22 protein-coding genes are annotated in these 21,651 nt (G+C 44.9%); 15 read left to right on the top strand and 7 right to left on the bottom strand.

What is annotated here, in order from left to right:
• Positions 1 to 113 precede the first annotated feature (113 nt).
• From ACRC6Q_RS06245 to ACRC6Q_RS06270, 6 genes are all read left to right on the top strand, one after another.
• The gene (locus tag ACRC6Q_RS06245) at positions 114 to 758 is read left to right on the top strand and encodes a YkyA family protein (RefSeq protein WP_223633673.1); all 645 of its coding nucleotides are present in this window, start codon (positions 114 to 116) and stop codon (positions 756 to 758) included.
• 252 nt (positions 759 to 1,010) lie between these two features.
• Complete coding sequence (gene pdhA, locus ACRC6Q_RS06250) at positions 1,011 to 2,123, top strand: pyruvate dehydrogenase (acetyl-transferring) E1 component subunit alpha (RefSeq protein WP_223633670.1); 1,113 nt, start codon at positions 1,011 to 1,013, stop codon at positions 2,121 to 2,123.
• Positions 2,124 to 2,126: 3 nt separating this feature from the next.
• On the top strand, positions 2,127 to 3,104 hold the full coding sequence (locus ACRC6Q_RS06255; protein WP_223633667.1) for an alpha-ketoacid dehydrogenase subunit beta: 978 nt from the start codon (positions 2,127 to 2,129) through the stop codon (positions 3,102 to 3,104).
• Between the two features lie 28 nt (positions 3,105 to 3,132).
• Entirely contained in the window at positions 3,133 to 4,524 is a 1,392-nt protein-coding gene (locus tag ACRC6Q_RS06260; RefSeq protein WP_223633664.1) for a dihydrolipoamide acetyltransferase family protein, read from the top strand.
• A 5-nt stretch (positions 4,525 to 4,529) separates the two neighbouring features.
• Positions 4,530 to 5,939 carry a dihydrolipoyl dehydrogenase gene (gene lpdA, locus ACRC6Q_RS06265; protein WP_431466074.1) on the top strand — a complete coding sequence of 470 codons (1,410 nt, stop codon included), beginning with the start codon at positions 4,530 to 4,532 and terminating at the stop codon, positions 5,937 to 5,939.
• A gap of 88 nt (positions 5,940 to 6,027) precedes the next feature.
• On the top strand, positions 6,028 to 6,864 hold the full coding sequence (locus tag ACRC6Q_RS06270) for a polysaccharide deacetylase family protein (protein ID WP_431466075.1): 837 nt from the start codon (positions 6,028 to 6,030) through the stop codon (positions 6,862 to 6,864).
• A 42-nt stretch (positions 6,865 to 6,906) separates the two neighbouring features.
• On the opposite strand, the gene ACRC6Q_RS06275 is transcribed toward ACRC6Q_RS06270, so the two are convergent.
• Positions 6,907 to 8,376 (bottom strand): aminotransferase class I/II-fold pyridoxal phosphate-dependent enzyme, encoded by a 1,470-nt coding sequence (locus ACRC6Q_RS06275; protein WP_223633655.1) that lies wholly within the window; start codon positions 8,374 to 8,376, stop codon positions 6,907 to 6,909.
• 135 nt (positions 8,377 to 8,511) lie between these two features.
• Here ACRC6Q_RS06275 and ACRC6Q_RS06280 point away from each other — a divergent pair, with 135 nt between their 5' ends.
• Together ACRC6Q_RS06280 and ACRC6Q_RS06285 are read left to right on the top strand one after the other, a co-directional pair.
• The gene (locus tag ACRC6Q_RS06280) at positions 8,512 to 9,477 is read left to right on the top strand and encodes an NAD(P)H-dependent flavin oxidoreductase (RefSeq protein ID WP_431466076.1); all 966 of its coding nucleotides are present in this window, start codon (positions 8,512 to 8,514) and stop codon (positions 9,475 to 9,477) included.
• 16 nt (positions 9,478 to 9,493) lie between these two features.
• Complete coding sequence (locus ACRC6Q_RS06285; RefSeq protein ID WP_223633649.1) at positions 9,494 to 9,772, top strand: UPF0223 family protein; 279 nt, start codon at positions 9,494 to 9,496, stop codon at positions 9,770 to 9,772.
• Between the two features lie 20 nt (positions 9,773 to 9,792).
• Here the strand turns inward: ACRC6Q_RS06285 and ACRC6Q_RS06290 are convergent, their stop codons facing one another.
• Positions 9,793 to 10,434 (bottom strand): YktB family protein, encoded by a 642-nt coding sequence (locus ACRC6Q_RS06290; RefSeq protein WP_431466077.1) that lies wholly within the window; start codon positions 10,432 to 10,434, stop codon positions 9,793 to 9,795.
• A gap of 171 nt (positions 10,435 to 10,605) precedes the next feature.
• Between ACRC6Q_RS06290 and ACRC6Q_RS06295 the strand changes: the two genes are divergently transcribed.
• Together ACRC6Q_RS06295 and ACRC6Q_RS06300 are read left to right on the top strand one after the other, a co-directional pair.
• The gene (locus tag ACRC6Q_RS06295; protein WP_223633629.1) at positions 10,606 to 10,800 is read left to right on the top strand and encodes a hypothetical protein; all 195 of its coding nucleotides are present in this window, start codon (positions 10,606 to 10,608) and stop codon (positions 10,798 to 10,800) included.
• Positions 10,801 to 10,886: 86 nt separating this feature from the next.
• Entirely contained in the window at positions 10,887 to 11,678 is a 792-nt protein-coding gene (locus tag ACRC6Q_RS06300; RefSeq protein WP_223633626.1) for an inositol monophosphatase family protein, read from the top strand.
• A 34-nt stretch (positions 11,679 to 11,712) separates the two neighbouring features.
• Here the strand turns inward: ACRC6Q_RS06300 and ACRC6Q_RS06305 are convergent, their stop codons facing one another.
• The gene (locus tag ACRC6Q_RS06305) at positions 11,713 to 11,910 is read right to left on the bottom strand and encodes a YlaF family protein (RefSeq protein ID WP_223633623.1); all 198 of its coding nucleotides are present in this window, start codon (positions 11,908 to 11,910) and stop codon (positions 11,713 to 11,715) included.
• Positions 11,911 to 12,021: 111 nt separating this feature from the next.
• Here ACRC6Q_RS06305 and typA point away from each other — a divergent pair, with 111 nt between their 5' ends.
• Positions 12,022 to 13,869, top strand: coding sequence for a translational GTPase TypA (gene typA, locus ACRC6Q_RS06310; protein WP_223633619.1), 1,848 nt, complete (start codon positions 12,022 to 12,024; stop codon positions 13,867 to 13,869).
• A 24-nt stretch (positions 13,870 to 13,893) separates the two neighbouring features.
• Positions 13,894 to 14,223: a YlaH-like family protein gene (locus ACRC6Q_RS06315; protein WP_223633616.1), complete on the top strand. Its 330-nt coding sequence runs from the start codon at positions 13,894 to 13,896 to the stop codon at positions 14,221 to 14,223.
• Here ACRC6Q_RS06315 and ACRC6Q_RS06320 read toward each other — a convergent pair.
• Genes ACRC6Q_RS06320 through ACRC6Q_RS06330 form a run of 3 tightly spaced genes read right to left on the bottom strand, consistent with a single transcriptional unit; the run spans position 14,217 to position 15,388 of the window.
• Positions 14,217 to 14,666 (bottom strand): hypothetical protein, encoded by a 450-nt coding sequence (locus ACRC6Q_RS06320; RefSeq protein ID WP_431466078.1) that lies wholly within the window; start codon positions 14,664 to 14,666, stop codon positions 14,217 to 14,219. The two genes, ACRC6Q_RS06315 and ACRC6Q_RS06320, sit on opposite strands and share 7 nt — an antisense overlap.
• On the bottom strand, positions 14,666 to 14,869 hold the full coding sequence (locus tag ACRC6Q_RS06325; protein WP_223633595.1) for a YlaI family protein: 204 nt from the start codon (positions 14,867 to 14,869) through the stop codon (positions 14,666 to 14,668). Before ACRC6Q_RS06325 ends, ACRC6Q_RS06320 begins: the two co-directional genes overlap by 1 nt.
• A 12-nt stretch (positions 14,870 to 14,881) precedes the next feature.
• Entirely contained in the window at positions 14,882 to 15,388 is a 507-nt protein-coding gene (locus ACRC6Q_RS06330) for a peptidyl-prolyl cis-trans isomerase (RefSeq protein WP_223633592.1), read from the bottom strand.
• Positions 15,389 to 15,555: 167 nt separating this feature from the next.
• Between ACRC6Q_RS06330 and ACRC6Q_RS06335 the strand changes: the two genes are divergently transcribed.
• The 3 genes from ACRC6Q_RS06335 to pyc all read left to right on the top strand — a co-directional run bounded on the left by ACRC6Q_RS06335 (position 15,556) and on the right by pyc (position 20,533).
• The gene (locus ACRC6Q_RS06335; protein ID WP_058384833.1) at positions 15,556 to 15,837 is read left to right on the top strand and encodes a YlaN family protein; all 282 of its coding nucleotides are present in this window, start codon (positions 15,556 to 15,558) and stop codon (positions 15,835 to 15,837) included.
• Positions 15,838 to 15,910: 73 nt separating this feature from the next.
• A complete protein-coding gene (locus tag ACRC6Q_RS06340) occupies positions 15,911 to 17,077 on the top strand; it encodes an FtsW/RodA/SpoVE family cell cycle protein (RefSeq protein WP_223633589.1) in 1,167 nt (388 codons plus the stop codon).
• A 15-nt stretch (positions 17,078 to 17,092) separates the two neighbouring features.
• On the top strand, positions 17,093 to 20,533 hold the full coding sequence (gene pyc, locus ACRC6Q_RS06345) for a pyruvate carboxylase (RefSeq protein ID WP_223633586.1): 3,441 nt from the start codon (positions 17,093 to 17,095) through the stop codon (positions 20,531 to 20,533).
• A 34-nt stretch (positions 20,534 to 20,567) separates the two neighbouring features.
• On the opposite strand, the gene ACRC6Q_RS06350 is transcribed toward pyc, so the two are convergent.
• On the bottom strand, positions 20,568 to 21,485 hold the full coding sequence (locus tag ACRC6Q_RS06350; protein ID WP_431466079.1) for a COX15/CtaA family protein: 918 nt from the start codon (positions 21,483 to 21,485) through the stop codon (positions 20,568 to 20,570).
• Between the last annotated feature and the right edge of the window lie 166 nt (positions 21,486 to 21,651).

Here is a 21,651-nt window from a genome sequence, read left to right on the forward strand (position 1 = left end):
ATTTAGTATAACGTAAATCAGTGGTTTTGAAAAAAGAAAAAGCTATTGGGTGGAGTTGTATTTTAATCCTCTGCATACTATAGTTAATTCATGGTAATTAAGGGGTGAATCAGATGAAGAAATTGGGGATGGCGGTTAGTTTATCTGTTTTTCTATTGTTGTCTGCCTGTTCAGGTTCGGGCATCAGGGAAGATTTGGATGGCGTTCTGAATGATACTTTCGATGCTGAAGAAGAATATCGTGCAGTGCAGGATGATCTCGAGGAGCGGGAAAAAAAGGAACAGCAATTGTTTGAAGAAATCATGGCTCTGACTCAAGAAGAACAGGAGCAGGTGGCAGAGCAGGCTCAGGAAGCACTTGATTCTGCAGATGAACGCTTGGAGTTTTTACAGACTGAAAAAGAGTCGATGGAATCGGCTGAAGAGAGTTTTACTGAAATCGACCAAGTAATCGAAGAAGCAGAAGAGGAATCTGTAAAAACGGATCTGGAAGCGCTGAAAGCAAAAATGCAGGAACGCTTTGCTGCCCATGATGAGTTTACAACAGCCTATGAAGAGTTGGTCGCTCGCCAAAAAGAACTGTATGAACTATTGAAGGATGAAGAAAGCAAATTGCAAATGCTTCAGGAGAAAGCTGCAGAAGTGAATGAGCAAAACGAGCAGGTCCAGTTGGCTGTTACAGCGTTCAATGAGTTAACACAACAGGTGAATGACTTGAAGGACGAAACAATGGAAAAATTAAATGAAAGCGAGGAATAAGCGGCCTTTACGGTCGCTTTTTCTGTGCTATAAAAGATGGGCAGAAACGCTGCTGTATTATAATACAGGTCCTAAAATTAACTGATACAGTTTCGGATATTCGAATTATCTTATTATTACTATTGTCCGAAAATGTTAGGTTCTCTATGATTGACCGAGTTATTTTTGTAACGTATACTGATAAAGAATGTGCAATTGTATCATAAACAATGGGTAATTATTTTAATACAGATAAAAAGGAGAGTTGCTTTTATGGCTGCGAAAAAATCACAGCAGTTCGATCCAGTGGAAACGCTTAATGCAATCGAAGAAAAGTTTGAAATGGTTCAGATTTTGAACGAAGAAGGCAAAATCGTCAATGAAGAGGCAGACCCGAAACTATCGGATGAAGATCTTCAGGAATTGATGACTCGTATGGTGTATACGCGAATCCTTGATCAGCGTTCTATTTCATTAAATCGTCAGGGACGCCTTGGATTCTATGCTCCGACAGCAGGACAGGAAGCTTCTCAATTGGCCTCTCATTTTGCTTTGTCGAAAGAAGATTTCATTTTGCCGGGTTATCGTGATGTACCGCAATTGATCTGGCATGGATGGCCGCTTCACCAGGCATTTCTTTTCTCCCGTGGGCATTTCATGGGGAATCAAATGGCTGAAGGCTTGAATGTTCTGCCGCCGCAAATCATCATCGGCGCTCAGTTCATCCAGGCTACGGGCGTTGCGCTGGGTATGCAGAAGCGCAAAAAAGAAGCTGTTGCAGTAACTTACACAGGAGAAGGCGGTTCTTCACAGGGCGATTTCTACGAAGGAATCAATTTTGCCGGAGCTTTCCGTGCACCGGCTATCTTTATTGTCCAAAACAATCAATACGCAATCTCGACTCCGCGTGATGCTCAGACAGCCGCTAAAACAATTGCTCAAAAAGCTGTAGCTGCTGGGATCCCGGGTGTCTTTGTCGATGGCATGGATCCATTGGCTGTTTACGCGGTGACGCGCGACGCACGCGAACGCGCAATCAAAGGAGAAGGTCCGACGCTGATTGAAACTTTCTGTTATCGTTATGGACCGCATACGATGGCTGGGGATGACCCGACACGCTATCGTACATCGGATATCGACAGCGAATGGGAAAAGAAAGATCCGCTTGTCCGTTTCCGTAAATACCTGGAAGCGAAAGGCATCTGGGATGAAGCGAAAGAAACTGAAGTAATGGATAGAGCTAAAGAAGAAATCAAAGCGGCAATCAAAAAAGCAGATGGCGCTCCGAAGCAAAAAGTTACAGATTTGCTTGGATTCATGTATGAAGAGCTGCCGTTCAACGTGCAAGAGCAGATGGATATCTATAAAGCAAAGGAGTCGAAGTAAGCCATGGCACAATTAACAATGATCCAAGCGATTACCGACGCTCTGAAAACAGAGATGAAGAACGATGAAAATGTTCTTGTTTTCGGTGAAGATGTAGGAAATAACGGTGGGGTATTCCGTGCAACGGAAGGTTTGCAGAAAGAATTCGGAGAAGATCGTGTCTTCGATACACCTTTGGCGGAATCTGGAATTGGCGGCCTTGCAATTGGTCTTGCTTTGCAGGGATTCAGACCTGTTCCGGAAATCCAGTTTTTCGGTTTTGTTTTTGAAGTGATGGATTCGATCAGCGGCCAAATGGCACGCATGCGTTTCCGCAGCGGCGGGAGCCTGAATTCGCCAGTGACAATTCGTTCGCCGTTCGGCGGCGGTGTCCACACACCAGAAATGCATGCTGATTCATTGGAAGGATTAATGGCGGCTCAGCCAGGGCTAAAAGTAGTCATTCCGTCTACACCGTACGATGCAAAAGGTTTGTTGATTTCAGCAATCCGCGACAACGATCCGGTCATTTTCCTTGAGCATATGAAGCTATACCGTTCTTTCCGCCAGGAAGTGCCAGAAGAAGAATATACGATTCCTCTCGGTAAAGCGGATGTGAAACGTGAAGGCAAAGATTTAACGATTATCGCTTACGGCGCAATGGTGCAGGAAAGTATCAAAGCGGCAGAAGCACTTGAAAAAGAAAACTACTCGGTTGAAGTGGTTGACCTTCGCACCATCCAGCCGCTTGATATTGAAACAATCATCGCTTCTGTAGAAAAAACTGGACGCGCTATGGTCGTTCAGGAAGCTCAAAAACAAGCTGGAATCGCAGCGAGTGTCGTGGCTGAAATCACAGACCGTGCAATTTTGAGCCTGGATGCACCGGTTCTTCGCGTAACCGCGCCGGATTCCATATTCCCATTCTCACAAGCAGAGCAAGTTTGGCTTCCGAATGCGAATGATATAGTAGAGACAGCTAAAAAAGTACTTACGTTTTAAAATAGACAGAAACGGAAGGGTGAAATATATGGCTTTTGAATTTCGTTTGCCTGATATCGGAGAAGGTATCCATGAAGGTGAAATCGTAAAATGGTTCGTAAAAGCAGGAGATACAATCGAAGAAGACGATATTCTTGTTGAAGTGCAAAATGACAAGGCGGTCGTTGAAATTCCATCACCGGTTTCAGGAACAGTTGAAGAAGTATTGGTGGAGGAAGGGACAGTTGCTGTAGTAGGCGATGTTTTGATCCGTATTGATGCACCTGATGCTGATGGTGGAGAAGATGAAGAGCAAGGCGATAAAAAAGAAGCCGCTCCTGAAGTGAAGGAAGAAACGGAAGAGCAGGTTCAATCAGGTACAGCCGAATCCGGGCAAGATGTCGAAAAAGCTCCGGCCGAAGATGGCAAGCCTGAAGAGAAGACTGGCGCTGGAGCTCAGCCGCAAGCGGATGCTAAAGAAGAATCTGATCCAAATGCGCGCGTCATTTCTATGCCGTCTGTCCGCAAGTTTGCGCGCGACAACGATGTGGATATCAAACAAGTTTCAGGATCCGGCAATAATGGCCGCATTCTAAAAGAAGATGTGGAAGCCTTCATGAAAGGCGACCAAAAAGCGGCAACACCTGCAGCTTCTGAGGAAGCACCACAGGAAGCGGCAGAAGAAAGCACTGAAAAAGCTGCAGCGGCACCAAAAGCTGCGGCAGCTCCTGAAGGGGAATTCCCTGAAACCCGTGAGAAAATGTCCGGTATCCGCAAGGCGATCGCTAAAGCAATGGTCCATTCAAAACATACCGCTCCTCACGTAACTTTGATGGACGAAGTGGATGTCACTGAATTGGTGGCACACCGCAAAAAGTTCAAGGACATTGCTGCAGAAAAAGAAATCAAACTCACTTATTTGCCATATGTGGTGAAAGCGCTGGTCAGCACATTGCGTGAATTCCCAGCCTTGAACACATCATTTGATGATGAAACAAGCGAAGTTATCCAGAAGCATTACTTCAATATCGGTATTGCAGCCGACACAGAAAAAGGCTTGATGGTACCTGTCATCAAAAACGCAGACCGTAAATCCGTATTCGCCATTTCCGATGAAATCAACGGGTTGGCAACAAAAGCGCGTGATGGTAAATTATCTGCTGCTGAAATGAAAGGCGCTTCATGCTCGATTACGAATATCGGTTCTGCCGGTGGGCAATGGTTCACGCCGGTTATCAACCATCCGGAAGTGGCAATTCTTGGAATTGGTCGGATTGCAGAAAAGCCTGTAATTAAAAATGGTGAAATTGTAGCGGCACCTGTGTTAGCATTATCATTGAGCTTCGATCACAGAATGATCGATGGAGCAACAGCACAACACGCGTTAAATCACATTAAACGTTTATTAAGTCAACCTGAATTACTATTAATGGAGGCGTAAAACTTATGGTAGTAGGAGATTTTCCGATCGAAACAGACACGCTTGTAATCGGCTCAGGCCCTGGCGGTTATGTTGCAGCTATTCGCGCAGCACAAACTGGCCAAAAAGTAACAATCGTTGAAAAGGAATATATCGGCGGCGTTTGCTTGAATGTCGGTTGTATCCCTTCAAAAGCGATGATTTCTGTTGGGCACCGTTTTGAGGAAGCTCAACATTCAGAAGATATGGGGATCGTTGCCAAAGAAGTTTCACTCAACTTTGAAAAAGCACAGGCATTTAAAGATGGCGTCGTGAAGAAATTGACTGGCGGTGTTGAATCTCTTCTTAAAGGCAATAAAGTCGAAATCCTTCGTGGAGAAGCCTATTTCGTTGATGAAAATACAGTTCGTGTGATGGATGACAATTCAGCGCAGACGTATAAATTCAAAAATGCAATTATCGCTACTGGGTCTCGTCCTGTTGAAATCCCGACGTTTAAATTTACAAAACGCGTGATTAATTCAACTGGAGCTTTGGCACTTACTGAGCTTCCTAAAAAACTTGTCGTTATCGGCGGCGGTTATATCGGTACAGAGCTTGGTACTGCATTTGCAAACATGGGTTCTGAAGTAACGATTCTTGAAGGCGCTCCTGATATCTTAGCTGGATTCGAAAAACAGATGACAGCAATCGTTAAAAAAGGATTGAAGAAAAAAGGCGTAGAAGTCATCACTAAAGCATCGGCTAAGGGTGTAGAGGAAACTGATTCAGGCGTTAAAGTTACTTATGAAGCAGGCGGGGAAGAAAAAACGCTTGAAGCTGATTATGTTCTTGTAACGGTTGGCCGTCGTCCGAATACAGACGAAATGGGTCTTGAAGAAGTGAGCGTTAAAATGACGGACCGTGGTTTGATTGAAGTCGATAAGCAATGCCGCACGAACATCCCGAATATCTATGCAATCGGTGATGTAGTGGCAGGACTTCAGTTGGCTCATAAAGCTTCATATGAAGGCAAAATTGCTGCAGAAGCAATTGCAGGCGAGAAGTCTGAAGTTGATTATATGGCTATTCCGGCTGTCTGCTTTACAGATCCGGAACTTGCAAGCGTAGGTTTGTCTGAAGAACAGGCAAAAGAAGAAGGATTCGAAGCTGCGGCTGCGAAATTCCCATTCGCTGCAAACGGCCGTGCTCTTTCATTAAACGCAACTGAAGGATTCGTGAAACTGGTTTCACGCAAATCTGACGGCTTGCTGTTAGGAGCACAGATCGTTGGAGCCGGCGCATCAGACATGATCGCTGAGCTTGGCCTTGCAATCGAAGCTGGAATGACAGTGGAAGATATCGCAATGACCATCCATGCGCATCCGACACTTGCTGAAATTACAATGGAAGCTGCAGAAGTAGCTCTTGGAACACCGATTCATATCGTTAAATAACTGATAGGAAGCCGCTTATGCGGCTTCTTTTTTTTTGGAAAAAATAAGCTAGCCATGGTAAGATTTGTTTAGAAATGGGGTGGTCGTATTGATACATAAACGATGGATGATACTTGCAGCTACGCTGATTTTACTGGCTGCGTGCAACGGAGAAAACGACAAACCATCAGTTGAAGAGAAAGAACCCGTTGTAGATCAAACAGCAAATGAAGAAAAAGCTGAAGAAAGTGAAAAAGCAGCTGAACCGAAGGAGGAAAAAAAAGAACAAGAGACTCAAGAAGTGGCAGTGGCCGAACCGCAATACCGCGTCAATACTGCTAATTGGTCCGTGCAGCCAATAGCAGATGCTGCAGAAAAAGTCGTACTGGTGACAATTGATGATGCACCGGACAAACACGCTATGGAGATGGCGGAAACCTTGAAAAACCAAGATATCCCAGCGATCTTTTTCGTCAATGGGCATTTTTTGGACACGGATGAAGAAAAGCAGCAATTGAAGCAGCTTCATGAAATGGGTTTTGCAATCGGCAATCATACCAACAGCCATCCGAACTTAAAGGATCTTACTGAACAACAGCAAAAGGAAGAAATTCTGCAATTGAATGAAACGATCGAAGGGATCATCGGTGAAAAGCCGAAATTCTTCCGGGCACCACATGGAGCGAATACGGATTTCAGCAAACAGCTTGTTCAGGAGCAGAAAATGGTCCTCATGAATTGGACATATGGCTATGATTGGGAACAGCAGTACCGGGATGCCCAATCCTTAACAGACATCATGGTCAATACCGAGTACTTAAACAACGGCGCCAATCTTTTAATGCATGACCGCGAATGGACGTCAGAAGCCCTTCCAGGCATCATTCAGGGCTTGAAGGATAAAGGCTATGGCTTTGTAGATCCGGCAGCAATAGAAGGCATTTAAAAAAGATCCAAGAGCATCGGCTCTTGGATCTTTTTGTGGTTCTTACCTGATCGCCTGCTGCTCCTTGATGACGCGCAGCATCTGCAATGTATCGTCTTCCGGCCCCTGGACAGGCAAACCGGCAGCGACGTTCATGTGGATGTAATTGATGTTTTCTTCGGTAATGATTTCCCCAGGAATGAAAATAGGGATGCCCGGCGGATAGACCATGATGAATTCAGCTGAAATGCGGCCGACAGCATCATTGATTGAAATGACTTCGGTAGTCGCGTAGAAAGCGTCTCGTGGTGTCATAGCAAGCCGTGGAATATCCGGCAGCAGAACGACAGGTTCGATGACAGCGGCCTCACTGTCGAATGCTTCGCTCATGCGCTGAAGAGCATTTAACAGCAGATTCAATTCCTTGCGGGTGTCGCCGATTGTCACCAGGCAAAGAATATTATACAAATCGGAAAGTTCGATTTCGATATTGGCGTTTTCCCTCAGCCATTCCTCAGCTTGATGCCCGGTGATGCCCAGGTTTTTAACGCTGATCAACAGCTTCGTCGGATCCATGTCGAAAGTGGCTGACGAATTCAATACCTCTTTGCCGACGCAGTGCAGATGTGGAATCTTATTGATGCGTTTGCGGGCGTCCTGAGCCAGGCGGATGGCCTGGTCGATCAGGTCAAAGCCATGAATCGCCAATTGGCGGCGAGCAGTGTCAAGGGATGCCAGAATCGGATATGAAGTCGAAGTTGTCGTCAGCATCGATAGCGTGGACTGGACGCGTTTAGGTGAGACCAGGCCTTCCCGTACGTTGAGTACTGAACTTTGTGTCATGGATCCACCAAGCTTGTGGACAGAAGTTGCTGCCATATCCGCTCCTGCCGCCATCGCGGAAATTGGGAGGGATTTATGGAAATGGATGTGGACGCCGTGCGCTTCATCGACCAAAACAGGTACATTGCGTGAATGGGCGATATCGACAATCCGCTTCAAATCAGCGGCTACACCGAAATAAGTAGGATTAATGACCAGCACCGCTTTGGCATCAGGGTATTCGTTCATCGCCTTTTCTACAGCTTCTGCAGAAATGCCGTGGGAGATTCCGAGTTCCGGATCAACTTCCGGATGGATGAAAATCGGAATGGCGCCGGCAAAGACTATGGCCGACATAATGGATTTATGAACATTTCGCGGCACGAGTATCTTGTCGTTGGGACCGACCACACTCAAGATCATGGTCATGATGGCACCGCTTGTACCCTGTACCGAAAAGAATGTATGATCCGCGCCGAATGCTTTGGCAGCCAGTTCCTGCGCGTCTTTAATGGCACCTTTTGGAGAATGTAAATCGTCCAGCGGGGCGATATTAATCAAATCAATGGATAAAATATTATCGCCGACAAATTCCCTGAATGCAGGATCGACGCCTTGGCCCTTTTTGTGGCCAGGAATATGGAATTGGATCGGGTGCCGGTTTCGATGCTTCAAAAGCGCATCAAATAACGGAGTTTCTAATTGAGACAATGATTAGCCCACCTCACTTAATAAAATGAAAACAAAAAGAATTATAGCATGATGCCATGGCCTATAGTAAAAAATAAAAGGATTTTCTGTGGTGGAAGCGAATACATGACATACAGAGAGAAAAGGAGTGAGTTCATGGAATTCAAAACGAGGGTGACTGAGCTATTGAACATCCGCTATCCCATTATTCAGGGAGGCTTGGCATATTTAGCTTATGCAGAATTGGCGGCAGCTGTTTCAAACGCAGGTGGGCTGGGACAAATTACGGCGATGAGCCTTTCTACGCCTGAAGAGCTGCGGAAAGAAATTCAAAAAGTAAGAGAATTGACGGACAAGCCTTTTGGTGTTAATTTTGCGATTGGCGATCATGGCCGTGCATTTTCGCATATGCTGGATGTGGCGATCGAAGAAAAGGTGCCGGTCGTCTCGATGACAGGCGGAAATCCGACCCCGATATTCGAGCAGCTAAAAGGAACGGATATCAAAAAACTGGTCCTTGTGGCTGCCAGGAGACAGGCTGAAAAAGCGGAAAGCCTCGGGGCGGATGCTGTGATGGTCGTGGGGCACGAAGGCGGCGGACATTTAGGGCGTGACGACATCGGTACGATGGTGCTGATTCCGCAGGTAGTCGACGCTGTGAACATTCCGGTCATCGCTTCGGGCGGGATCGGAGACGGACGCGGTTGGATGGCGGCTCTTGCCCTCGGTGCTGAAGGCATTGAGATGGGGACGCGCTTTATCGCCACCAAAGAATGTGTCCATGCTTCAGAAGCTTATAAAGAGCAGCTGATCAACAGTTCTGAAAACGATACAGTCATCATCAAGCGAAGCATCGGCGCACCTGCTAGGACATTGCGGAGCAGCTGGACGGATAAAATTCTCGAGATTGAAAGCCAGACGCCGACTTATGAAGCCTTGAAAGAATACATCAGCGGTGAAGCCAATAAGCGATTCATCTATAATGGAGAAAAGGATCAGGGCTTCGGCTGGGCCGGACAAGTGACGGGATTGATCAAAGACGTGCCGACAGTCCAGGAACTGATTGAGGAAATGGTCCGACAGGCTGAAGAAATCCGGAAAAAATGGTCAGCCACTGAATGAAAAGAGGGGTGAAAAGATGGATTATTCCTATCCATTTTCAATTGAATGGACAACAGAAGAAATCATTGATGTCGTCAGTTTTTTCGAAGGCATCGAACGGGCATATGAAAAAGGCATCAGCAGACAGGACCTCTTGACGCGTTACCGGAAGTTTAAGCAAGTCGTACCTGCAATTTCAGAAGAAAAAACCTATTTCCGCGAATTCGAAGAAGAAAGCGGCTATGCATGTTTCCCAGCCATAAAAGAAATGAAGGCAGGAACCGGCGACGAAATCATCAAGGTGAATAAGATCTAGCAGAAAAAGAACCTGCAGCCTCAGCGGCTGACAGGTTCTTTTATTGGTTGGAGCAAAGTATGGTAAACAGGAAGAAGGGCCTCGAAAGTTTCTTCAGCAAATCGGAGAAACTGTTCTTTCGTTAAAGAAGCAGCCTGTTCTCTACACAAATGCCGCCCGATAACAAATTCTCCTTTTTTGACATCACGCAGGCGGATCAATAATTTTTCGATGCCTTCTTCCCCTAATTCGATTAAGGACTCAGCCTGGGGTTTCATATGGTCCCCGGAAGCGGCAAAGTCTCCTGATAAGAGGTCCAATACTTCGGAGTGCAGAAGGTTTTCAGCCATTGTGGATTTATTGGGCGCTTCGTAGATTACAGCCAAAATAACGAATACATGGCTTTCCCACATGCCAATCTGAAAATGGGGAACTGCTTTATAGCCTCTTTTGTAAGGAGCAAAAGCCACCCAGCTATCATTGGGGGGATTGACCGTCCTCCTCATATGCTTTGCTACATGAGGGAAAAACTCATCTCCGGTTTTTCCAGAGAAGAAAGATGAGAACTCAGTCCCTAGTTCCTGGAACTTCGGACGGACATATTCCGTGAGTGCTGACATCCTGGCATCGAGGCCAGGAGTGTTGAAAACTTCGAAATCCTGGTCATTCCAATAAGGCTTCAAGTAAATATCCTCCTTTAATTTAGGTAATCAGGTTTCATTTTAACGAAGTTTGGGAAAAAAGAATATAAATACGTTTCTGCCAATGGATTTCATTAAAGAAAAGTGGTATTATAATACTTGTAACACGATTAGTCAGAATTTTCGGAGTATGATGAGAAAGGGGTGCTCATTATGAAACAGATGATTCAGATAATCCGCAAAGCGGATGTAGAGAAAGAATATGTACATGTGCTGAAATTAGAACTTGATTATGAACTTGCTTCATTATTTGATGCGATGCAGCAGAAAGACGATCATCAAATCTCAAAAAGCAAGCAGCGGCTTCAAGAGATTCACGTAGAACTGGAGGCCCTTCATGCGCTCTAATACGTCTATACATTAAAGGCATCTGCTGAAGTAAGACAGCAGATGCCTTTTTCGTTATACTGTAACAAATGAGGAGGGATACATACATGGATTTACATGCTATGGATTTATACATAAAATCACTGATCAAAGAAGCGGGGCATCGGATCCGCAATTCGTTTTTGACTGATATCACCATCGAATCAAAATCAAACGCCAACGATTTGGTGACGAATATCGACAAGGAAATCGAGCAATTTTTTATTGGACGTATCCGCAGGGACTTTCCGGGACATCGGATCTTCGGAGAAGAAGGGTTCGGCGACGATATCCAAAGTTCGGAAGGGGCCATCTGGCTGCTCGATCCGATTGACGGCACGATGAATTTTGTTCATCAGAAACGCAATTTCGCTATTTCACTTGGCATATATGAAGACGGAATCGGCAAACTTGGCTATATCTATGACGTTGTTAATGATGATTTATATCACGGAATAAAGGATGGAGGCGCTTATTACAATGATGAGCAGCTGAGACCTCTGATGGAAACGGTGATAACTGAATCGATCGTCGCTATGAATGCGACGTGGGCAGTGCCGAACCGCTATCTGGACCATGAAGCAACCATCCAATTGATCCGCGACGTACGGGGCATGCGTTCTTACGGATCTGCTGCACTGGAGCTTGCCTATTTAGCAAGCGGACGTGTCGATGCCTATATTTCCATGAGATTGTCACCATGGGATATTGCGGGTGGCATGGTCATTGCGCAGGAAGTTGGTGCGGTCACTACGAACTTCAAAGGCGACCCGGCGAACTTATTGAAACAGGATACGTTTATCGCCGCCAATCCGGCTATTCACCAGGAGCTGTTGAAAAAATATATCAAAATCAAGTAAAAAAAGATGCGGATTTCCGCATCTTTTTTTATACTTATAGTAATCCGGCTTCCCGCATTTCTTTTTTCTTTTTGAAGCCCATGCCCATGACCAGACCCAATAGCAAGATTGCTGCGAATATGCCTAAGACACTGCGCAGGCCAATAGCCAAACCGATTCCGACCATCGCCACTATTGCTGCCAAGGAATACAGTACAAAAATCCATTTTATGTTTTTAACTAAGCTTATCACGCGATTTTCCTCCTGTAGCTTATTGCCTGAAATAAAATCTTAGGGTTTTACACCTATATGTGCTATACTAGCACAGTTATAGGCATGAAAAAAGAATATTGGAGTGAAAATATGACTAACTTACGTAACGACTTAAGAAACATTGCAATTATTGCCCACGTTGACCATGGTAAAACAACTTTGGTGGACCAACTTCTACAACAATCCGGAACTTTCCGTTCAAATGAACACGTTGATGAACGTGCTATGGACTCGAATGATATTGAAAGAGAACGCGGAATTACAATTCTTGCGAAAAATACTGCGATCCAGTATAAAGACGCTAAAATCAACATTCTGGATACTCCTGGACACGCTGATTTCGGCGGAGAAGTTGAACGTATCATGAAAATGGTAGATGGTGTCCTTTTAGTAGTCGACGCTTATGAAGGCTGTATGCCACAGACACGTTTTGTTTTGAAAAAAGCTCTTGAGCAGAACTTGAAACCAATCGTTGTCGTCAACAAAATTGACCGCGACTTCGCACGTCCTGAAGAAGTGGTTGATGAAGTTATCGAATTGTTCATCGAGCTTGAAGCAAATGACGACCAATTGGAATTCCCGGTTATCTTTGCATCAGGTATGAATGGTACAGCAAGCCTTTCTGCTGATCCTGCAGACCAGGAAGAAAATATGCAGGTCATTTATGATGCCATTTTGGAACACGTCCCAGCGCCCATCGATAACAGAGATGAGCCACTTCAGTTCCAGGTTGCTCTACTTGACTACAATGACTATGTTGGACGTATCGGTATCGGCCGTGTATTCCGCGGGACGATCGAAGTCGGACAGTCTGTAGCATTGATGAAACTTGATGGAGCAGTGAAAAACTTCCGAGTTACTAAAATCCATGGTTTCATGGGACTTAAACGCGTTGAAATCCAAAAAGCTGAAGCTGGCGATCTGATTGCTGTTTCAGGTATGGAGGATATCAACGTAGGTGAAACGGTCTGTCCTGCAGATCATCAGGAAGCATTACCGATCCTGCGCATCGATGAGCCGACCTTGCAAATGACTTTCCTTGTCAACAACAGCCCATTTGCAGGTAAAGAAGGGAAATATATTACGTCAAGAAAAATTCAGGAACGCTTGGATGCCCAACTGGAAACCGATGTTTCCTTGCGTGTGGATCCAACTGATTCACCTGATGCTTGGGTAGTTTCTGGACGCGGAGAACTGCATTTATCGATCTTGATCGAAAATATGCGCCGTGAAGGATTTGAAATTCAAGTTTCAAAACCTGAAGTTATTGTCCGTATGGTTGACGGAGTTCGCTGCGAGCCAGTAGAACGCGTTCAAGTAGACGTGCCTGAAGAATACACAGGAGCAATCATCGAATCCTTGGGTGAGCGTAAAGGCGAAATGTTGGATATGATCAATAACGGAAGCGGACAAGTCCGTCTTGTGTTTAACGTACCAGCACGTGGCTTGATCGGTTACACAACTGAATTCCTGACACAGACACGTGGCTACGGAATCATCAACCATACATTCGACAGCTACCAGCCAGTTGCTTCTGGCCGTGTCGGTGGACGCCGTCAAGGTGTATTGGTATCTATGGAGCGCGGTAAAGTTTCGACTTACGGCTTGATGGGCATCGAAGATCGTGGAACTGCATTTGTTGAAGTCGGTGCTGAAATCTACGAAGGCATGATCGTCGGAGAACATAACCGCGATAGCGACCTAACCGTAAATATCGTCAAAATAAAAGCTGCAACCAACATTCGTTCAGCTAACAAAGACCAGACAACAACAATGAAAAAAGCACGTTTGATGAGTCTTGAAGAAGCGCTTGAATACTTGAATGATGATGAGTATTGCGAAATCACTCCACAAACCATTCGTTTGCGCAAAAAAATTCTTGATAAAAACGAACGTGAGCGTATGGCTAAGAAAAAGAAAGTCGCCATCGAAGAATAAGTGAATGGGAAGGATGTATAGCCCGTGGACGATCAAGCTTTTGTCTATGACAATATGTATCCGGTAGCCCGAGTTCTATACCAGAGTCTGCCGAGTTTTGAAATGGCGGGATACGCATTATTTGCGGTGATTTTCCTGCTCTCGGCATTCGTCTATAAATTAGGGTTTGCTAAGAAGTTATCTATTGGAAAAAATGCAATGATCGGCCTATTCCTGGCTGTCGGTGGTTTAGGGCTCACATTTCTTGCCTTTTTCCTGCCGATAGTGGAAGGGCTCATTATTGCGGCGCTTATACTGATTCTTTACAAAATCCGCCTATGGCGCGAAAAACGCGAAAACGCTGTATCTCATTGAGATACAGCGTTTTTGCGTTCAAAAGTTTTGTAGAGGATCGGCAACAGCAAAGCATATGTGAGATGGGCGAACATCCAATAAAGGAACGCCCCCAAATCAGTGGGAGCCGGCACGTCAGCTTCGACGGCTAGCCAGGATAATAGAAAATAGAGAAACGGGAAAGGGATGGACAAAAGAAGACTGATGATCACCAATTGGCCAAACGAATAGTTGCGTCTTTTTGCCAGATAGACAAAGACCACACCGATGATCAGCGAAATGCTCATGTGAAAAATGAATTCAGTTATCTCTGACCATTGCACATCGCCGATCAACGGAATAAAATCTACGTTCAGTAGAAGGGTATAGACTTGTTCGCCAGTGACGGATTGAATCCATTTCAGTAGAAGACCTAAAATCAACCCGCTCCAAAATCCAATCCAGATGCCTTTTAACAGCTTCATCAGAAGTCATCCTCAATGCTGCGGGAACTGCGGTAAAAGTGGAAAGAACCGGTAGCCAGGCGCTCCTTGGTCCTTTCGGTGATCCGGTCATGGCATTCATTGCACATATGGGTATGGATGGGCCTGTTGCGCAGACGCTTAGCCTGCAAGGTATCATCCACTAATTCCTCAATCTTGTCGCAGATTACGCATTGTACACGCATAGTGAATCACTCCTATTCGAATCGGATGGCTTGGATATCGGTAATGGGATTTTCCTGGTTGGAGCCATCCGGAAGAAGAACATGGACAGGACCGTCTTCTTTCAGGGGCTGGCCTTTTTCACTGAACTTGAAGATTAATTGTTCAGCATGCTCAATTGGAAACTCGAATTCTCCGTGCAAAGTTTCGAAAATCACACGTTTTGTATGTTCGTAAGGTTCCGCATTCAGTAGAAATGGCTTAAACACGATACCGAATGTGCCTGTCAGCATTTCCTTTTTTTCTTTGCTCTTGTAGGTTTTTTCTGAGTTTAAAGTTGGGGGTACGGTGTTGCCTTCCATAATTTCCCGGGACCAGTGTTCGCCCATTCCACGTTTATATTCTTCGAGTTCGTCTTTTTCGATTCGCTCTTCCTGGAAATACGTCTCTAAATTCAATTTCCGGTCATCAAAAATCCACACTGTCGGATCCAGTATCAGCTTAAATTTCACTTCACCTTTAAAAGGTACGATAAATTCCATGGGTAAACCCTCCATTTAAATAATCACTCTTCTAACAGTATACCTTTTTGTGTCAAGTTCCCAAAGGGATTCATCTCTTTCATATAGAGGCTTGCATTTTCCTTGCTTAAAAGATACACTTTAAACAGGAAAATAGAGAAGAAAACTCATAAAATGGGGGAGTCCTCATGGAACATACAGAAGAACAAACATACCATCTAAAGGCTTTAGAACTCCTCAAAGCTGATGCAGAAAAAATCGAGCAGTTAATCAAGGTGCAAATGGATCATTTGACGTTGCCATCTTGTCCTTTATATGAAGAGGTGCTTGACACCCAAATGTTCGGTCTTTCACGCGAAATCGATTTTGCGGTTAAGCTGGGACTCATCGAACGTGAGGCTGGAAAAAATTTAATGGATACGCTAGAAAAGAAACTTTCAATTCTTCACGAAGCGTATACAAATAAATGATCTAAAACTCAAACGAATTTTGTTTGAGTTTTTTTACTAATTCAACATCCATCAAATTAAAAGAGGTATAAAAATGAAATCTTACATCAAGAAGTACGCAAAGTTTTTCGATTATCCTTTACTTATCACTTATTTGGCCTTAACGATATTCGGTTTGATCATGATTTACAGTTCAAGCATGGCCTGGTCGGTCAATTATTATGGCTCAGAGCCAGACCGTTTCTACATACAGCAATTGATAAATCTGGCAATCGCCTTCCCGGTCTTCGCGATTGCTGCTGTTTTTCCGTATAAGCATTTTAAGAAACGCTGGATGATGGTGACCATCTTGACGGTTGTCTTTTCCGGATTGATAGCTGTCCATTTTATCGGTTTCGCAGCCGGCGGCGCCAAAAGCTGGATCAGCCTTGGGTTTGCCAATATACAACCTTCTGAAGTAGCGAAAGTCGGCATCATTTTATACTTGGCCGGAGTCTTTTCAAATAAATACAATAACGGCACCATCAATAAATTAAACGAATCGATTATACCGCCGGTCATTATTTTGACTCTGGTTCTGTTTTCCGTTTTTCTTGAACCGGATCTTGGTTCCATGTTGATCATCGGGGCTGTCGGCTTGTCTGTCATGTCAGCGAGCGGCGTCCGCTTAAAACCGTTTATTCGGCTTGCGGGCATCTTTATTGCAGCAGCATCAGTCTTCATCGTTCCGCTCATGATCTTTGCCGGCGACAGTATCTTTACAGAAAAACGGCTGGGCCGTTTGGATGCTTTCTTTAACCCATTCTCGGATGAGCTGGGTTTTGGTTTTCAGATAGTCAATGGTTACCTGGCAATCGGTTCTGGCGGGTTGAGCGGATTAGGGCTCGGACAGTCCATCCAAAAGTTGGGCTATCTGCCTGAACCCCATACCGATTTCATCATGTCGGTCATTGCTGAGGAGCTGGGCGTGTTGGGTGTCGTATTTGTTTTAGGCGGTTTAGGGTTTATTGTTCTGCGTGGACTTTGGATTGCCATGACGACGCATGATCCGTTGGCCAGAATGCTTGCAGCAGGTGTTGCGAGCATGATCGGAATCCAATCTTTTGTGAATTTGGGTGGCTTGACAGGACTTATTCCATTGACTGGCGTAACACTTCCTTTTATAAGCTATGGCGGAACGTCCGTAATTTTGTTATCTTTAGCTATGGGAGTATTGATGAATGTTTCCATGTTCAACAAATACGAAAAAACCAAAAAGTAAAGGGTGTGCTGCGGTGTGAAGGAGATCAACAAAATCTTGGTGGCCAACCGCGGAGAAATCGCTATACGGATTTTCCGCGCTTGTACAGAACTGAAAATTCAAACAGTTGCGATCTATTCTCAGGAAGACAGTGGTTCATATCACCGCTATAAAGCGGACGAATCCTATTTGGTTGGCAAAGGAAAAAAACCGATTGATGCTTATTTGGATATTGAAGACATTATCCGCATCGCAAAGGATTCCAATGTAGATGCCATCCATCCCGGCTATGGTTTCTTATCAGAAAATGTCCATTTTGCAAGACGCTGTGAGGAAGAAGGAATTGTCTTTATCGGTCCGACTTCACAGCATTTGGATATGTTTGGGGACAAAGTAAAAGCGCGTACGCAAGCAATAGCTGCAGGCATTCCCGTTATTCCGGGTACAGATGGCCCTGTACAGTCGTTGGAGGAAGTTGAAGAATTCAGCAAAACAGCAGGTTTTCCCTTGATGATCAAAGCCTCGCTAGGTGGCGGCGGTCGCGGAATGCGGATCGTTAAATCTCATGAAGAGTTGGCGTCTGCCTATGAACGTGCGAAATCTGAAGCAAAAGCAGCTTTCGGTTCAGATGAAATGTATGTTGAAAAATTTGTTGATAAGCCAAAACACATTGAAGTCCAAATTTTGGGTGATTCAGATGGCAACGTCATCCATTTGTACGAAAGAGATTGTTCGATTCAGCGCCGTCATCAAAAAGTCGTGGAAATCGCACCTTCAAATTCAATCAGTGAGGAATTGCGCAACGAAATTTGTGATGCTGCAGTCAAATTAATGAGAAACATCAACTACATAAACGCGGGAACTGTAGAGTTTCTTGTAGCTAATGATGAATTCTACTTTATTGAAGTAAATCCACGTATCCAAGTGGAACATACGATTACCGAGATGATTACTGGCATCGACATTGTCCATGCGCAGATCCATATTGCGAGAGGGCATATGATCCATAGTGAAGAAGTGGGGATTCCTCAGCAGAGTGATATACCGTTATTCGGCTTTGCGATCCAATCCCGTGTGACGACTGAAGATCCGTTGAATGATTTCATGCCAGATGCAGGAAAATTGATGGTATACCGCTCAGGCGGCGGCTTCGGTGTCCGTCTGGATGCAGGTAATGGTTTCCAGGGAGCGGTCATTTCACCCTATTATGATTCACTTTTGGTGAAAGTCTCCACTTGGGCAGTGACGTTCAAAGAAGCGGCGGCTAAAATGGACCGGAACTTGCAGGAATTCCGGATTCGTGGCATTAAAACAAATATTCCTTTCCTGGAAAATGTGGTAAAACACCAGAATTTCATAAAAGGTGATTTTGATACCAGCTTTATCGACAGTACACCCGAATTGTTCATCTTCCCGGTTCGCAAAGATCGTGGTACGAAGCTATTGAGCTATATTGGAAACGTAACTGTAAATGGTTTCCCGGGTATCGAAAAGAAAAACAAGCCGATCTATGGCGCTCCGAGAAAACCGGAAGTCGATTTATCGGCACCGGCACCAAGCGGTACTAAACAAATCTTTGATCTCCAGGGAGCAGAAGGGTTGACCAAATGGATTCACGAGCAGGAAGATGTCTTGTTGACAGACACGACATTCCGGGATGCCCACCAATCATTATTGGCTACACGCGTCCGTTCGCATGACCTGTTTGGAATTGCCAAAGAAACTGCACGTTTGCAGAGCGATCTGTTTTCATTGGAAATGTGGGGAGGCGCAACTTTTGATGTGTCTTACAGATTCCTGAAAGAAGATCCATGGGAGCGTCTGATCAAACTTCGCCAGGAAATTCCGAACGTATTGTTCCAAATGCTGTTCCGTGGTGCAAATGCTGTCGGCTATAAAAATTATCCCGATAATGTCATCCGTGAATTTGTCCGGAAATCAGGCGATGCGGGAATCGATGTATTCCGTATTTTCGATAGCTTGAACTGGATCAAAGGAATGGAAGTGGCGATTGATGAAGTCCGTCAATCCGGTAAAATCGCAGAAGCGGCGATTTGCTATACTGGGGATATCCTTGACCCGAGCCGTGACAAGTATACGGTTCAATATTACAAAGATATGGCAAAAGAACTGGAAGCGGCAGGCGCTCATATTCTGGCCATCAAAGATATGGCTGGTCTTTTAAAACCGGAAGCGGCGTATCGTTTAGTGTCCGAATTAAAGGATACGGTTTCACTGCCAATCCACCTTCATACACATGATACAAGCGGCAACGGCATCTATCTTTACTCGAAAGCCATTGAAGCAGGTGTGGATATCGTTGATACGGCTCTTGGATCGATGGCAGGTTTGACTTCCCAGCCAAGCTCCAACTCGCTTTACTACGCAACAAGCGGAAGCGGCCGTGAAGTTCGAGCGGATGTTAAAGGGCTAGAAAAAATGTCCCATTATTGGGAAGACGTCCGCAAATACTATGTTGACTTTGAAAGCGGCATGAACAGCCCGCATTCTGAGGTTTATGAACATGAAATGCCGGGCGGCCAGTACAGCAATCTTCAACAGCAGTCAAAAGCAGTAGGTCTCGGTCTGCGCTGGGAAGAAGTTAAAACGATGTATTCGCGCGTCAACCTGTTATTCGGTGATGTCGTAAAAGTGACACCTTCTTCAAAAGTAGTCGGGGATATGGCATTATTCATGGTTCAAAATGAACTGGATGAAGAAACGGTCATTTCCCGCGGGAAAACGATCGACTTCCCTGAATCCGTTATTGAATTCTTTGAAGGTTATATCGGTCAGCCGCATGGTGGATTCCCGGAAGAACTGCAGAAAGTCATCTTGAAAGAGCGTGAGCCAATCACAGTTCGTCCTGGTGAACTGTTAGAACCTGCAGATTTCGATGAAATCAAGAAAACTTTGTATGATAAATTGGAACGACCGATCACAAGCCATGAAGTTTTGGCTTACGCACTTTATCCAAAAGTGTTCGAAGAATATACAGCAACCAATGTCCAATTCGGTAATGTATCCGTTCTTGACACGTTGACGTTCTTATACGGAATGAGATTAGGCGAAGAAATCGAAGTGGAGATCGAAAAAGGGAAAACCTTGATGATTAAGATGGTATCAATTGGCGAACCGCAAAAAGACGGAACGCGCATCATCTACTTTGAATTGAACGGCCAGCCACGTGAAGTCAGCATTCAGGACATGACGGTGGAAACGGATAGCACGGCCAAACCGAAGGCAAATCCGACAAACGAAAGCCATATTGCAGCGACAATGCCGGGCACTGTATTAAAAGTGTTGACGGAAAAAGGCGCTAAAGTGAAACGCGGCGATCATTTGCTGGTGACAGAAGCCATGAAGATGGAAACGACTGTCCAAGCTCCGTTCGATGGAACGATCCAAGATATCCATGTAGTTGCCAACGATGGTATTTCTACAGGAGATCTCCTGATTGAAATGGAGAAAAAATAAAAAAATGGCTGGCGCATTTGCGCCAGCCATTTTTTTATGAAGATTTTTTGATTCGGCTGCGTGAGACAAGGAGTACCATGTAGCACAGTAGACCAAAAAGCATGGAGATCAAGAGAGAGTGAAGAAGTGCCACAACTAAATTCAACTTGGTCAGGACAACCAGCATACCGGTTGTCGCTTGAAGAAGCACAATGATGAAAGCGATTGTCCATCCCCAATAGATGACGCGCTGATCCTTGTATTGCTTGATTGCATGCCAGGCGATATAGCCCAGCCAAATGACAATCAGTCCGGCGGCAGCACGATGTCCCATCTGGACCCATTCATACATATTGCCCGGCAATGCAAAATCATCATTCCGGCAAAGCGGCCAATCCGAACAAATGAGGCTTGACTCCGTATGGCGAACCAATGCGCCGGTATAAACCACGATATAGGAATACAAAGTGACGGCTATCGTATGAAAGCGGAGTTTTTTGCCGATCTGCAAACGATCTGTATCAAACTTCCGGTCCACTTCGAAAATCAGCAGCGTCAAAAGCAGGATGGAAGCGAACGACAGCAGGGAAATTCCGAAGTGAAGTGCTAAGATGAAATCACCTTGTCCCCAAAGAACCTGTGCTGCTCCAATCAATGCCTGTAGAACCAGAAAGAAAACGGCCATGATTGCCAAGAATTTTGTTTCCCGGACATGTCCGAATTTTCGCCAGGCCCAAACTGCCAGTATGACGATCAATATGCCGACGACCCCTGTTACAAGGCGGTGGGAAAATTCAATCAGAACTTCAGGTGTGATATTATCCGGAATCAATTTGCCATTGCAATCTGGCCAATTTCGCCCACATCCCATACCGCTGTCGGTCTTGGTGACAAGAGCACCACCCAGAAGAATGAATAACATACCTATAGTAGCCGCAACGGCAAACCATTTTATATATCTATTTTGCTGCAAAATACCACCTACTTTTTCTATAGAAAACTTTTCAACGTCCATCTACCTGCATACTCGATAATAGCGAATGTTTCTTCAAAATACAACGAGAAATCAACAATAGAGGAAACTTTCAAGATTTGGACATAATAAATGGAGCTTCACAAACTGTTCAAAAACTATTATT

The organism is Planococcus sp. SE5232 (genome assembly GCF_050686535.1).
Classification (GTDB): domain Bacteria; phylum Bacillota; class Bacilli; order Bacillales_A; family Planococcaceae; genus Planococcus.